This is a genomic window from Caballeronia sp. GACF4 (genome assembly GCF_023631025.1).
Taxonomy (GTDB): Bacteria; Pseudomonadota; Gammaproteobacteria; order Burkholderiales; family Burkholderiaceae; genus Caballeronia.
In genome coordinates this window covers 235730-249838 of record NZ_JALQDW010000002.1, presented here as the reverse complement: position 1 = coordinate 249838, position 14109 = coordinate 235730, and the positions used below count along the sequence as shown (strand labels likewise).

10 protein-coding genes are annotated in these 14109 nt (G+C 59.7%); 2 read left to right on the top strand and 8 right to left on the bottom strand.

Going from position 1 to position 14109, the window contains the following annotated elements; translation table 11 throughout:
• Nucleotides 1-46: 46 nt before the first annotated feature.
• From NCR40_RS01255 to NCR40_RS01230, 6 genes are all read right to left on the bottom strand, one after another.
• Nucleotides 47-3103 (bottom strand): ATP-binding protein, encoded by a 3057-nt coding sequence (locus NCR40_RS01255; RefSeq protein ID WP_350029283.1) that lies wholly within the window; start codon nt 3101-3103, stop codon nt 47-49.
• 180 nt (nt 3104-3283) lie between these two features.
• Nucleotides 3284-3934: a response regulator gene (locus NCR40_RS01250; protein ID WP_250508538.1), complete on the bottom strand. Its 651-nt coding sequence runs from the start codon at nt 3932-3934 to the stop codon at nt 3284-3286.
• A gap of 89 nt (nt 3935-4023) precedes the next feature.
• Nucleotides 4024-4704 carry a response regulator gene (locus NCR40_RS01245; protein ID WP_250508537.1) on the bottom strand — a complete coding sequence of 227 codons (681 nt, stop codon included), beginning with the start codon at nt 4702-4704 and terminating at the stop codon, nt 4024-4026.
• A 120-nt stretch (nt 4705-4824) separates the two neighbouring features.
• On the bottom strand, nt 4825-5472 hold the full coding sequence (locus NCR40_RS01240; protein WP_250508536.1) for a response regulator: 648 nt from the start codon (nt 5470-5472) through the stop codon (nt 4825-4827).
• A 424-nt stretch (nt 5473-5896) separates the two neighbouring features.
• The gene (locus NCR40_RS01235; RefSeq protein ID WP_250508535.1) at nt 5897-6427 is read right to left on the bottom strand and encodes a single-stranded DNA-binding protein; all 531 of its coding nucleotides are present in this window, start codon (nt 6425-6427) and stop codon (nt 5897-5899) included.
• A gap of 117 nt (nt 6428-6544) precedes the next feature.
• A complete protein-coding gene (locus tag NCR40_RS01230) occupies nt 6545-7747 on the bottom strand; it encodes an MFS transporter (RefSeq protein WP_250508534.1) in 1203 nt (400 codons plus the stop codon).
• Nucleotides 7748-8095: 348 nt separating this feature from the next.
• On the opposite strand from NCR40_RS01230, the gene uvrA reads away from it, so the two are divergent.
• A complete protein-coding gene (gene uvrA / locus NCR40_RS01225) occupies nt 8096-10969 on the top strand; it encodes an excinuclease ABC subunit UvrA (RefSeq protein WP_250462882.1) in 2874 nt (957 codons plus the stop codon).
• 103 nt (nt 10970-11072) lie between these two features.
• Nucleotides 11073-12161 carry an AI-2E family transporter gene (locus NCR40_RS01220; RefSeq protein ID WP_244826933.1) on the top strand — a complete coding sequence of 363 codons (1089 nt, stop codon included), beginning with the start codon at nt 11073-11075 and terminating at the stop codon, nt 12159-12161.
• 72 nt (nt 12162-12233) lie between these two features.
• Here NCR40_RS01220 and purU read toward each other — a convergent pair whose 3' ends face one another.
• Both purU and NCR40_RS01210 read right to left on the bottom strand, forming a co-directional pair.
• On the bottom strand, nt 12234-13103 hold the full coding sequence (gene purU / locus NCR40_RS01215; RefSeq protein WP_250491744.1) for a formyltetrahydrofolate deformylase: 870 nt from the start codon (nt 13101-13103) through the stop codon (nt 12234-12236).
• 24 nt (nt 13104-13127) lie between these two features.
• Entirely contained in the window at nt 13128-13973 is an 846-nt protein-coding gene (locus tag NCR40_RS01210; RefSeq protein WP_250508533.1) for an NUDIX hydrolase, read from the bottom strand.
• Nucleotides 13974-14109 lie beyond the last annotated feature (136 nt).

Genomic DNA, 14109 nt, shown 5'->3' with positions numbered 1-14109 from the left:
AGCGCGACGCGGTTGATTCGCGTCGCGCTTTGAGTGATTCGACCGCTTAAACGAGCTCGGCGCCTTGCGCCTCTATGCGCTCGAGCAATTGCCTGCAGCGAACGATCAACAGATTTCCGTCCCGTCGACGCATTGCAAGTGGCTTACTCGACAAGTCACGCCTGAATGTTTCCAGCGCATCAAGCAGCGGCCGATACTGCAAGACGCTCGCCGCCCCAGACACGCGATGATGCCATTCGCGCAAGTGTTCTACCGTGCCACGTGCGACCAGTGGTTCGAGCGCGGCAAGATCGTCGCGGAACGAGGATACGAAGGCATCGAGAAGCGCCTTGACGGTGGCCTCGCTGCCCCAGAGTTGCGCCATCGCTTCAAGGTCGAGTTCGTCTTCTTCCGCGTGCCTTGCTTCGGCGCCGCCGACTGCCCGTCCTTCCGGTTCTGGCGCGATCGTATCCTTCAACCACCACCGGTTAAGATGTTCGCGCAGCGTCGCGAGCCGAGTGGGTTTGATGAGGCAATCGTCCATACCCGCGTCGCGGCACATGGTGCGCTCCTCGGCCGCCGTGCTAGCGGTGATGCCGAGAATCGGCAGTCGGACGGCTGTTCCCGCTTCGTTGGAGCGCACGCGTCTCGTCAGTTCGTAGCCGGTCATGTTCGGCATATGGCAGTCTGTGATCAGAAAGCCGTAATGCGTTTGTTCGAGCGCCGCGAGCGCCTCGACGCCATCCTGCACGACATCGCAGGCGAACCCGAGCAACGAAAGCTGGTGGCGAATCAACTCCTGATTAACCGGATGATCCTCCGCCACGAGCACGAGCCTGCCGTTGCGCAAAGCATCCTCGCGGTCGGGCGCTTCTTTCTTCGGTTCGAGGCCCATTGTCGCGCGCGCCGCAATCTGCGGCATGCCGGTCAAGGCCGCGACGCAGGCAGCGCCAAGCCCTCGCCAAGAGATGGGATTGATGCTGACGCGAATATCGTCTTCAAGAATACGATAACCCGTTGGCTTCGGCTTTTCCGTCGCGTGAATGACGCGGGAGCCGAACGGCAGCTTGTCCTTGTGCGTATCGCTCAGAAATACGATATCGACGCCTTCGAACGTCTCCAGAAGCATCAGGCTCGGGCTATCCGACGGAATGCGCTGAAGCACCAGACCGAGCGCCTGTCCGTAGTTCACCAACGCGTCGGCGACGCGCTCTTCGTCGATCGCCACGATGCCTCGCCGGCCGCGCAAGCCGTCGATCTGATACTGCAAAGTCTCGACCGGCAGTTCGAGGCGAAGCGTCATGGATGTGCCGACGCCTACTTCGCTCTGTAACGTCAGTGTGGCACCCATCAAGTCCACGAGCCGATTGACAATGGTCAGTCCGAGGCCCGTACCGCCGAAGCGTCGGGTAGTGGACTTTTCCGCTTGCACGAACGGCTCGAAGAGACTCGCCTGCGACTCGGACGCGATACCAATGCCCGTGTCCTTCACGCAAAGTTCGAGCAGCTGAGTGGACTCCGTCGATCCCACTTCCCGTACGTGCACAGCGACTTCACCAGCGCTGGTGAACTTGATCGCGTTGCTCATCAGGTTGAAGATGATCTGCCTCAGACGCACGCTGTCGCCCTGCACGGTAGCCGCCACTTCCGGCGCGACATTGACTCGCACTCGCAAGCCCTTTTCGTGTGCCCTGCCCGCCAGCAAGCCGACGGCGCTATCGACGAGTTCGCGCAAATCGATCGCGGTCGGCTCGATCGTCAGACGGCCTGCTTCGATCTTCGAATAGTCCAGGAGATCGTCGAGAATCTGAAGTAAAGCGCTGGCTGAATCCTGAATCATGCCGAGCATTTGCGACTGATCCGGATTGAGCGGCGTATTTTCGAACACTTCGACGAGACCCAGAACGCCGTTCATAGGCGTGCGGATTTCGTGGCTCATCATGGCGAGAAAATCGTCCTTCGCTCTCGATGCGGCTTCCGCGATATCTCTCGCCCGCGCAAGCTCTTCAGCGCGCGCGTGCTCGACGCTCGCATCCACCCAATATCCGCTCCAGACCACGGCGCCGTCGTCTTCGCAATGAGCGACGAGGTCTGCGCGAAACCAGCGCGTCACGCCGCCGACGACGGCTCGAAATTCCGTATGCAAGGGCTCGAGCGTAAGCGATGACCGCTCTATTTCCGCCAGCAGGCGCACGCCGTCCTCGGAATTGACTTGACGCAATACCTTGAGCGGATCGTTAGCCAACGCTCCAAGATCGAGGCCAAGCAGTTGCCGCGTGTCGCCGTCGATATACGGAAGGCTGTAAGCGCCATCGCGCGCACGCCGCAGTTGGAATACGACAGCGGGGAGCGAGCGCGTGACGTCGTGCAGGCGCCGCTCCGTGCGACGGGCGTGCATCTCCGCGTCGCGAATATCGGTAATGTCGATCATCGTGCCGACTACGCCTGCTCGCTCGCCGTCCGGTGCCAGAAATGCACCGGTCCAAAAGAGGCCGTAGCGCGATCTGCCGAACTCGTCGAAGAACTCGGCCTCGACTTCCTGACGCTTGCCCGTGGCGAGCGTGCAACCAGAGAGATCGTGCAGCAAACGGCTGTGCTTTGCTCCCCACGCGCCCACTTCGAGCGCCGTCTGTCCGACGATATCCGTCCTGCGAACGCCCAGGGCCTCCTCGAACGCACGGTTGACCGCGACGTAGCGATTGTCCATGTCCTTCGCGACAAGCGGATACGGCACGACTTCCATCATGGTCTGCTGGAAGCTCAACTGCGTCGCGAGTTGCTGTTCGATGGTGAGACGCTTTCGCATTTCCCGCTGCAACAGGACGAATGCCCGAAGCGTGACGATCAAAACGGCCAGCACGCCAATCAGTGCAGGAAGCAGGCGCAGTGCGGTAACGCTCAGAACGCGGGACGGCGCTGCCGAGACATAAACGTTCGAGAGCGCGTCGTTAGCGCGAAACATGAAGGCATCCGCATCGATAGGCGGAATGCTTTCTCTGGCGGGCGAGATTTCAGCCGCGGTCGCGCGCGCGCCAGGCGCGACACTATCCGCGCGCACCTCCGTGCAATACGGTGACAGGAGCACGACGAGCAGGAACCAGCAACGCACGACGACGGAACTCAAATCGAATCTCTCAAAGGTAAAAGTCGGCGTCGTTGAAAGGACACCGCATTGGAAATCTTGCGTACGCCGCAACACACGTCGTCGCAGGCGCCGTCGAACAGTAAAGTCTGATACGCATCCGTTGCCGCAGACATCGGAACCGTCTTAAATAATTCTGATGACGCCAACCGTCCACTTCAGTCAGACGAGGCCCACCTGCCTGAAATACTCGACGAGATCGGCCTCCGAACTTAGGCCCAGCTTCCGCATGCCACTGCGTTTCTGAGTAGCAATGGTTTTACTGCTTCGTCCGAATCGGCTTGCAATCTCGTGCACCACCATGCCACTGGCGTACAGCCGAAACACTTCCCACTCGCGCCGGCTCAATACGCCGACACATGCGGGCATGGTTTCTGGAAGGCTGCTCAACGCATCTATGGCAAGCGGCGAGGCGAACCGTCTGCCTGCGCTGATGGCCGCAATTGCGGTTTCGAGAGACTCCAGTCCGTCGCGCTTGTCGACCACACCGTCGACGCCCATTCGTAAGAGTCCCGCTAGCATTCGAGCTTGTGAAAGCATGGTGATAACGACCAGCCTCGGCCGCTCGACCCGACTGGAAAAACGCCTCAGGAATGTGATGGAACTGCTCTCACCTTCCATCCCCTGCATTCCAATGTCAGAAAAGACGAAGTCACAAGCAGTCGAATCCAGCGCTTCGGCCAGCTCTTGGGTGTCGTGCGCCGTCGCCACTACTTCGACGGCGCCGTCCCGTTCGAGATAGCTCTTGATACCCTTCACGACAATTGGGTGATCATCGGCGATGATTGCCCTCAGCGGCATTCTTGTTTTCATTGGTCTCTTTTATTTTAAAAGCCGGCATGCCCTTCTAACGAGGGCAGTGCGTCTCCACGCCCGCCGGCAGTGCTGCTTGTAAGCGCGCGTCAGATCAGGTCCGTGTCCGCAACGAAGCGATACAGATCTGCGTCCGTGGACAGATCCAGCTTGCGCATGGCGGCGCATTTCTGAGCGCTGATAGTCTTTACGCTACGGCCCAGCTTCCTTGCGATCTCAGTCACGTTGGCACCGCGCGCATAGTTTTCAATGACTTCCATTTCCCGGCTAGTCAGTCTCTGCCGAATGAACAGAGCGTGACTTTCCGTATTTGCAATGGCCAAAGCACGGCGAATTGCCGGTCCGAGATAGGTCTCGTTGGCAATGACCGAGACGATCGCGACGTAGATGAGGTCAAGCCGGTCCTCTTTGCTGAGGAACGCGTGCGCGCCCGCGTCCAGCGCCTGCTTGATGAGCGTCGCGTTATCGGTGCGCGATAGCACGACGATGTGCACATTCGGATAAGTCGAAGAAATGTGCTGCACGAGTTGAACGCCGTCACCATGGCGCCCCCCCGGCATGAAGAAGTCGACGATGGCCACGTCGCATTCGCCGCGTGCCAGACACTCGTCGAGCTGCGTGGAATCGATGCTTCGACTCACCACTTCTACATTGGGAAAATTCCCAGCCAGCCGTTCGATAGCAAGAATAACGAGCGGGTGATCGTCCGCTATTGCTAACCGAATTCTCCTGGCATGCGAGAACACTTGACTTACATTCAATGATTCCATCACTTAAAACCTTCACGCGTTGAGCGAACTCAAATTCATTCTTGACACCGATAAGAATCGGATACCGAAACATTAAAAAACATAAGATGCATCCGAATTCGAACTCACCACACCAATAACTCAGCCGAGTCCTTGAGCGCGTACAAACGCGAACAAACCCGGGTCGTTTCTAATTCCGAGCTTGTTCATCGCATCTCGCTTCTGTCGACTGATAGTGCGCACATCGCGGTTCAACGCTTTGGCGATTTCGGTGATCGTGCGACCCTTGGCGAACAAACGAACGACTTCTTCTTCCCGGGGCGAAAGCCGCGGTTCCTCTGGCGATGATTCGGTTTCCGCGCCCGCTTCCGCTAACGCGGTAACAAAAGACCCACTGACATAACGGCGATCGATTCCCGCATGGCGCACGGCAGTCGCCACGAGTTCAATAGCCTCCGCCTTATTCACGAGTCCGATGGCACCGGCATTCAGAATAGAACGAAGAATCGCGACATTACTGACGCTCGTCAGCACGACGATTTTGATGCTTGGCCACTCTTGCTTGACTCTACGAATCAGCCGTAAACCGTCTAGCGCGTCCGGCCCAGGCTCAGGCATGGCGAAATCCGTGACAAGCACGTCACATGGCGTCTTCGCGAGTTCGACCACAAGGCTGCTCGCATTATTCGCCTCACCGACGACATCGATCCCCTCGTCGGCCTTGAAAAGCGCCTTTACGCCAAGGACCACGAAAGGATGATCGTCGGCCAGCACTACGCGAAGTTTCAAAGTCGCCCCTCTAAATGATGTTGTTGATTTTTAGATTTTGGTTAGAACGCATTTATTGCTTTATGCAACCAACGAAGTCTCTCTTCTGCTACGTTGCTTGAACTCGATAAACATCGAGTAAACATCTGAACTCGATAAAAGAATGCCAAAAAGCAGCAAGTAACTAAACGTTAAAAACTCAATGAGTCAAAGTAGGACGCAAACAATCCGCGCACCATAGGATTACTCCGATTAGACTGCAATGACTCTTCGTTGGTCCGTATAAAGCCTCTTATTCGCGGTTAATTAGAAGCGTAATACGGCTGCGGGAATCGCGGAGAGCCTCGAAGTTATATTTCGGAAAACGCCTTGCCGATTTGATAAAAAAAAGCCTCCGACAATTAATGCCAGAGGCTTAGTGTTTAAACGAATTTGTTGCGACTTGTCAGAACGGGATATCGTCATCCATGTCGTCAAAACCGCCGCCCGCAGGTTGGCTCGGACGGCTCGATCCGCCACCCGCTCCACCGCCCGCAGCGCGCCCGCCTGCCGGCGCGCGGCCGCCACCACCGCCGCCGCCGCCTGAGCGCTCCATCGGCGCGCTGCGGCTGTAGCCGCCGTCATCGCCGCCGCCTGCTCCGCCGCGGCCACCGAGCATTTGCATCTGATCGGCAACGATCTCGGTCGAATAGCGCTCTTGCCCCGCCTGATCGGTCCACTTGCGCGTGCGAATGCGCCCTTCGATATACACCGACGAGCCCTTCTTCAAATACTCGTTCACGATCTCGGCAAGACGCCCGAAGAACGCCACGCGATGCCACTCCGTGAGTTCCTTCATCTCGCCAGACGACTTTTCCTTGTAACGGTCGGTCGTCGCGAGACGAATGTTGGCCACGGCGTCGCCGCTCGGAAGGTAGCGCGTTTCCGGGTCGGCGCCCAGATTGCCTACGAGAATGACCTTGTTGACAGATGCCATGATTTCTCCGGTAAATTCCTTGCCCACTAGCAGTTATGCGACGTTATCAGTTCAACCCTCTTCCAGGGAAGAGGACGGGAAACATCGCACTGCCTCAATATGATTAATACAGATTCGCTACGCCGCGCGCTCGACCCTGCGCGGCGGCGCCTTCATTTTCGACGCGACGATCAACCATGCCAGCACCAGCGCCGAACACGAGAAGAACACCGCACTCGGGCCATCCAGCTTGAGCAGCCAGCCGCCGATCACGCCACCAAGCGCGAGCCCGATAGACTGCGTCGTGTTGTACACCCCGGCGGCCGCGCCCTTGCGGGTGCCTGGCGCCAGTTTGGACACAAGCGAAGGTTGCGACGCCTCCAGCACGTTGAAGCCCAAGAAGTACACAAACAGGATCGCGGCCACAGACCATAGCGTATGGGGAGCCGCGCCTAATAACAACTGGCCGATCAGGATAAGAAAAATCGCACTCAACATGACCGCTTTCATCTTGCCGCGCTTCTCGGCGGCGATGATTGCCGGAACCATCATCACGAAAGCGAGGCCCATCACCGGAAGATAAATCTTCCAGTGCGAGGCGACCGGTAACCCGCCCGCTTCGAGAATGCGCGGCACGACGAGAAAGAGCGCGGTTTGGGTTGCGTGCAGCACCAGCACGCCGAAGTTCAGACGCAGCAGCTCGACGTTGTGCAGCACCTCGGCGAATGGCGCCTTGAGGTGAACCGGCGGCACGGGCGGGTCCGGCACGACCCACAAGACCACGCCGACCGCGACGATCGACAGCACGCCGATCACCGTGAACAAGCCGCTCATGCCGACCCAGTGGAACAGGATCGGTGCGCCAACGATAGCGACCGCGAACGAAACGCCGATGCTCGCGCCGACCATCGCCATGGCCTTGGTGCGATTTTCTTCTTCAGTCAGATCGGCGATGAACGCGATCACCGCCGACGACACCGCGCCCATGCCCTGAATCACACGTCCGGCGATGATCCACGCCATGGAGTGCCCTGCCGCCGCCACGAAGCTGCCGAGCGCGAACACGAGCAGGCCGAATGCGATCACGGGTTTGCGGCCCAGCTTGTCCGAAATCCAGCCATAGAAGATGTACAGCATGGACTGCGTGACGCCGTAAGCGCCGAGCGCTATGCCGACGAGAAACACGTCATCGCCGCCAGGGATAGTTTTCGCGTAAATGGAAAACACCGGCATGATCATGAAGAGGCCGAGCATGCGCAGCGCGAAGATCGCGGCGAGCGACACGGTTGCGCGCAATTCCGGCGCGGACAAACGTGTGGACGTAGCAGACGGATTGGACATCAGGAACGGAAATGGGTGAGGGTCGCGACTGGCCTGACGCGTGGGGAGCGCGGCGCGGCCGCCTTGTTCTGGCTCGAAACGGCACTATATGCGACACACGGCGGCTCGCGCGCCGCACGACCTGCGGCCATTAACGCGAAAGCGCCTGGGAAACGGAAAAGCCGTTGGAAAGCCGCCGAGAAGCCTTGAGAGCCCCCGAGAGCCTTTTGGCACGGGCGCCGCACCCTGCAAAAGTCGTTATAGTAGCAGGTTTAGCCCCCTTACTTTGTCGTCCGGTAGTCGCAGGAAACCCCGCGCCACGACCTAAAAGACGCCCGAAAGACCCCCGAAAGAACCCGGAAGAGACTCGTGGAAGAAATTCGTATTCGTGGGGCTCGCACCCACAATTTGAAGAACGTCAATCTCGACTTGCCGCGTCACAAGCTGATTGTGATTACGGGGTTGTCCGGGTCGGGCAAGTCGTCGCTCGCATTCGATACGCTTTACGCCGAAGGTCAGCGCCGCTACGTCGAGAGCCTCTCGGCATACGCGCGGCAATTTCTGCAGCTGATGGAAAAGCCGGATGTCGATCTGATCGAAGGCCTTTCACCGGCCATTTCGATCGAACAAAAAGCCACCTCGCATAATCCGCGTTCGACGGTCGGCACCGTCACCGAAATTCACGATTATCTGCGACTGCTGTTTGCGCGCGTCGGCACACCTTATTGCCCCGATCATCTGATTCCGCTCGAAGCGCAAAGCGTCTCGCAGATGGTCGATGCCGCGCTCGCGCTGCCCGAGGAAACCAAGCTGATGATCCTCGCGCCCGTCGTCGTGGATCGCAAGGGCGAGCACGTCGAGTTATTCGAAGAGATGCAGGCGCAGGGCTTTATCCGCTTTCGCATTCGTTCGGGCGGCGGCACGGCGAACGAAGGCGTCGCGAAAATCTATGAAGTCGACTCGCTGCCGAAGCTCAAGAAGAACGACAAGCACACCATCGACGTGGTGATCGACCGGCTTAAAGTGCGTCCGGACATGAAGCAGCGCCTGGCGGAATCGTTCGAGACCGCGCTGCGTCTCGCCGATGGCCGCGCGATCGCGCTCGAAATGGATACTGAAAACGAAAAGCTCTTCAGCTCGAAGTTCGCGTGCCCGATCTGTTCGTACTCGCTGCCGGAATTGGAGCCGCGCCTTTTCTCGTTCAACAATCCGATGGGCGCGTGCCCGGAATGCGACGGCTTGGGCCAGATCACGTTTTTCGATCCGAAGCGCGTGGTCGCGCATCCTTCGCTCTCGCTCGCGGCGGGCGCGGTGAAGGGCTGGGACCGGCGCAATCAGTTCTATTTTCAGATGCTGCAAAGTCTCGCGGCGTTCTACGAATACGACATCGACGCGCCGTTCGAGGAACTGCCGGAAAAGGTGCGCAAGACGCTTTTGTACGGTTCGGGCAAGCAGGTCATTCCGTTCTCGTACATCAACGAGCGCGGGCGCGCTTCGGTGAGAGAGCACGCATTCGAAGGCATTCTGCCGAATCTGGAGCGTCGTTATCGCGAAACGGACTCGGCCGCCGTGCGCGAGGAACTGGCGAAGTATCAGAACAATCAGGCGTGCCCGGCCTGCGAGGGCACGCGTCTGCGCCGCGAGGCGCGTTTCGTCAAAGTCGGTTCCGGCGATGACGCTCGCGGCATCTACGAAGTCAGCGGCTGGCCGTTGCGCGATACGCTCGGCTACTTCCAGACGCTGCGGCTCGACGGCGCGAAAGGTGAGATCGCGGACAAGGTGGTCAAGGAAATCGTCGCGCGGCTGTCGTTCCTGAATAACGTCGGGCTCGATTACCTGTCGCTCGAACGCAGCGCCGAAACGCTCTCGGGTGGCGAGGCGCAGCGCATCCGCCTCGCGTCGCAGATCGGCTCGGGCTTGACCGGCGTGATGTACGTGCTCGATGAGCCGTCCATCGGCCTGCATCAGCGCGACAACGACCGGCTCATCGCCACGCTCAAGCATCTGCGCGATATCGGCAACTCGGTGATCGTGGTCGAGCATGACGAAGACATGATCCGCATGGCCGATTACGTCGTCGACATGGGGCCGGGCGCGGGAGTGCATGGCGGCGTGATCGTCGCGCAAGGCACGCCGAATCAGGTGCAGAAAGACCCGAATTCGATCACGGGACAGTATTTGTCGGGCAAGCGGACTATCGGTTATCCGTCCGAGCGGACCGCGCCGGACGAGCGGCAGCTTCGTATTGTCGAGGCGTATGGCAATAATCTGAAGCGCGTGACGCTCGATTTGCCCGTCGGGCTTCTGACTTGCGTGACCGGCGTCTCGGGTTCGGGCAAGTCCACGCTCATCAACGACACGCTGCAACACGCGGTCGCCCAACATTTGTACGGATCATCGACCGAGCCCGCGCCGTATGAATCCATCGAAGGTCTCGAACACTTCGACAAGGTGATCGCCGTCGATCAATCACCGATCGGCCGCACGCCGCGCTCGAACCCGGCCACTTATACCGGACTGTTCACGCCCATCCGCGAACTCTTCGCCGGCGTGCCGGCCGCGAAAGAGCGCGGTTACGATCCCGGCCGTTTTTCGTTCAACGTGAAGGGCGGACGCTGCGAGGCGTGTCAGGGCGATGGCGTCATCAAGGTCGAAATGCACTTTCTGCCGGATGTCTATGTGCCCTGCGACGTGTGCCACGGCAAGCGCTACAACCGCGAAACGCTCGACATTCAGTACAAGGGTAAGAACATCAGCGAAGTGCTCAACCTCACGGTGGAAGCCGCGCACGAGTTCTTCAAGCCGGTGCCGGTCGTCGCGCGCAAGCTGAAGACGCTGCTGGAAGTGGGCCTCGGTTATATCCGGCTCGGCCAGTCGGCGACCACGCTTTCGGGTGGCGAGGCACAGCGCGTCAAGCTTTCGCTGGAACTGAGCAAGCGCGACACCGGTCGGACTCTTTATATCCTCGATGAACCGACGACCGGTCTGCACTTCCACGACATCGCGCTTCTGCTCGAAGTGATCCACCGTCTGCGAGATCAGGGCAACACGGTCGTGATCATCGAGCATAATCTCGACGTGATCAAAACGGCGGATTGGGTCATCGACCTCGGTCCGGAAGGCGGCGCGGGCGGCGGCCAGATCATCGCTCAGGGAACACCCGAGCAGGTCGCGAAATCGAAAGCGAGCTTTACGGGCAGATATCTGGCACCCTTGCTGCAACGGCCCAAGTCGGCGGCGTAGCATGGTTGCGGCGCGTCACTTGCGCCGCGCGCCATAGCCGTTCGAAATGCGCCGCGATACGCGGCACGAATAACCGTCGCAAGCAGGGAAAAGGAACGCAGTCATGGCGAAGCGCAACGAAGCGGCCAACGAGGAGCGACGCATACGGGATCTTCCCGCGCGCCCCGTCAGGCTGACGAGCGACATGAGCATGCCGAAGTTGTCCGCCGTGGAGATCGGCAGCTATCTGGCGGCGTTCGCGGGTATGTACCTGGTTTTGCAGCTGAAGTTGCTGGGCGGACTGCTCGCCGGCATGCTGGTGTTCCAACTGGTTCACATGATCGCGCCCGTGATCGAGCGGCACGTCATGAGCCGCGGCGCGCGGCTGGTGTCCGTCGTCATCATCTCCACGATCATCATCGGCGGGCTCACGTTCGCGACGATAGCCATCATCGAGCACTTCCAGCAAGACGTGCCGAGCCTGCAAAAATTGCTGGATCAGTTGATGAGCATCACGTCGCACGCAAGGCTGCGCGTGCCGGATTGGATCGCCAATTACCTCCCGGTCGATGCCGATCAGATGAAAGACCGCGCCGCCGACCTCATGCACAAGCACGCCGAGCAATTGCAGCAAGGCGGCAAGGAAATGGCGCGCGGCTTCGGGCATATTCTGATCGGCATGATCATTGGCGCGATCATCGCGGTCGGAGCGCCGAAGCAGGCGCATCGGTTGCCGTTATCCACCGCGCTCGTCACGCGCGTGTCGCGCTTCTCGGATGCCTTCCGCCGCATCGTCTTCGCGCAGATCAAGATTTCGGCGATCAACGCGGTTTTCACCGCGCTGTATTTGCTGGTCGCGTTGCCGCTCTTTCACGAGCGTTTGCCGCTGTCGAAGACGCTCGTGCTGATCACGTTCATCGTCGGTCTGCTGCCGGTAATCGGCAATCTCATTTCCAACACCATCATTGTCGGGATTTCATTGTCGGTTTCGTTCGGCACGGCGGTGGCGTCGCTCGGCTTTCTCATCGTCATTCACAAGCTCGAGTATTTCCTGAACGCGCGCATCATCGGCGGGCAGATCGAGGCGCGCGCGTGGGAACTGCTGCTCGCCATGCTCGCGATGGAAGCCGCGTTCGGTCTTCCGGGCGTAATCGCCGCGCCGATTTTCTACGCGTATATCAAGCGCGAACTGATTTATTTGCGGCTCGTCTGAAGCGTGCATCGACATAAAAAAACCCCGCTGAATCTTTGAATTCAGCGGGGTTTCTCGTTTTGACGGCGATGCTTACCGGAACACCACCGTCTTGCTCCCATTCAGCACGACGCGATGCTCCACATGCCACTTCACCGCGCGCGCGAGCGTCACGCATTCGACATCGCGGCCAATGGCGGTCAGTTGATCCGGCGTCATGTTGTGATCGACGCGCTCTACTTCCTGCTCGATGATCGGCCCTTCGTCGAGGTCGGACGTCACGTAATGGGCGGTCGCGCCGATCAGCTTTACGCCGCGATCGAACGCCTGATAGTACGGCTTCGCGCCCTTGAAGCTCGGCAGGAACGAGTGATGAATGTTGATCGCGCGGCCCGCGAGTTTGTCGCACATTTCGGTGGAGAGAATCTGCATGTAGCGCGCGAGCACGACGAGGTCGGTATCGTTCTGGTCGATGATCTCCATCACGCGCGCTTCCTGCGCGGCCTTCGCCTGCGGCGTGCCGTTGAGAAGCGGCAGATGATGGAACGGAATGTCGTAGCTCGCGGCAAGCTGATAAAAATCCTTGTGATTCGACACGATAGCCGCGATGTCGATCTGCAACTGGCCCGTGCGATAACGGAACAGCAGATCGTTCAGACAGTGGCCGATCTTCGACACCATGATGACCACGCGCGGCTTCACCGATGCATCGTGCAACTCCCAGCGCATGCCGAACGTTTCGGCCAGTTCGCCGAACGACGTGCGCAGCGCATCGAGGCCGGGATCGCCGCCGACTTCCTGAAAATGCACGCGCATGAAGAACTCGCCGGTGTGGCTGTCGCCGAACTGTGCCGAGTCCAGAATGTTCGCGCCGAGATTGAATAGAAACCCGGACACGGCATGCACGATTCCCGGACGGTCCGGGCACGACAACTTCAGGATGAAACTATGTTCGGTCGACATGACCCGGTTACTCCTTAATCATTGTTAGAGCGATGGCGGCGTGTAGAGCGCGGCGATGCCTTCGCACGCTTCCTCGTCGATCCAGCGGTGGCGCAGCAGGCAATCGAGGGTGGCGAGCGTGGCATCGACGGTGAATTCGCCTTCCTCGATCCAGCGCGCGACATCCTCGATGCGCGCCAGGCGATGTTCGCCGACTTCGCCGTCCTGATTTTGCGGCGTGAAGTCGTCCGGAAGCTCGATGTCGTAGACGAAAAGCTGCTCGGCCTGCGTGCCTTCGGGAATCATCTGCAGCACGTGGAGCGTGCCGCCGGGCGTGGCCGTCGACGCGAGTTCGGCCGGCATGCCCGCTTCTTCCCAGCATTCCTTCACGAGCGTCGGCTCGATATCCATACCCCAGCCGATGCCGCCCGCGACCACGTTGTCGAGCCTGCCGGGATCGACGGACTTGGTATCGCTGCGGCGCGCGATCCACAACCGCGGCGCGCCATCGCGATATTTTACGATGCCGTTCAGATGCACCGCGTAAGTCATCGTGCCGAAGAAGCGCGAGGCCGCGCGTTCGATGAACGCGAGCGGCGCTGCTTGGAAGTCGTTGCGAATCGCGTAGGTTTCGTTGCGCCAGCCGGGAATCTTGCCCTGCTGAGCGAGCGTGTCGATGACATCGTGAAGCGCGGCCGTGCGCGCATCGACGTCGTTCAGCGATGGATGCAGCCGCACCGCGGTTTCATCGACTACGAAGATGTTCGGCCAGCGCGTGAGCGATGCGACATCGAAAGCGCGGATCCAGCCGACGCGCTCCTCGCCGATCAGAAAAGGCACATGCAGGGCGGCGTCGAAATGGCGGGCAGCGGCGATCGAAGGCAGGGACATGAAGGCTCCGGCAGGCTCGGCGGCCCGTGAAAGGCCGAAAATTGTAGCGCGGCCAATTGAATCGAAGACTGGGCTTTTGCGCTCGCGGCTTGAGCGTTGGTGAGCGTTGGTGAGCGCTCGTGAACGCTCGTGAGCG

What these genes read in the sequence shown, in the direction of transcription:
- NCR40_RS01210 (WP_250508533.1), bottom strand. Translation starts at nt 13,973, where the DNA reads ATGTCCCTGCCTTCGATCGCCGCTGCCCGCCATTTCGACGCCGCCCTG.
- NCR40_RS01250 (WP_250508538.1), bottom strand. Translation starts at nt 3,934, where the DNA reads ATGAAAACAAGAATGCCGCTGAGGGCAATCATCGCCGATGATCACCCA.
- NCR40_RS01245 (WP_250508537.1), bottom strand. Translation starts at nt 4,704, where the DNA reads ATGGAATCATTGAATGTAAGTCAAGTGTTCTCGCATGCCAGGAGAATT.
- NCR40_RS01235 (WP_250508535.1), bottom strand. Translation starts at nt 6,427, where the DNA reads ATGGCATCTGTCAACAAGGTCATTCTCGTAGGCAATCTGGGCGCCGAC.
- NCR40_RS01230 (WP_250508534.1), bottom strand. Translation starts at nt 7,747, where the DNA reads ATGTCCAATCCGTCTGCTACGTCCACACGTTTGTCCGCGCCGGAATTG.
- NCR40_RS01220 (WP_244826933.1), top strand. Translation starts at nt 11,073, where the DNA reads ATGGCGAAGCGCAACGAAGCGGCCAACGAGGAGCGACGCATACGGGAT.
- purU (WP_250491744.1), bottom strand. Translation starts at nt 13,103, where the DNA reads ATGTCGACCGAACATAGTTTCATCCTGAAGTTGTCGTGCCCGGACCGT.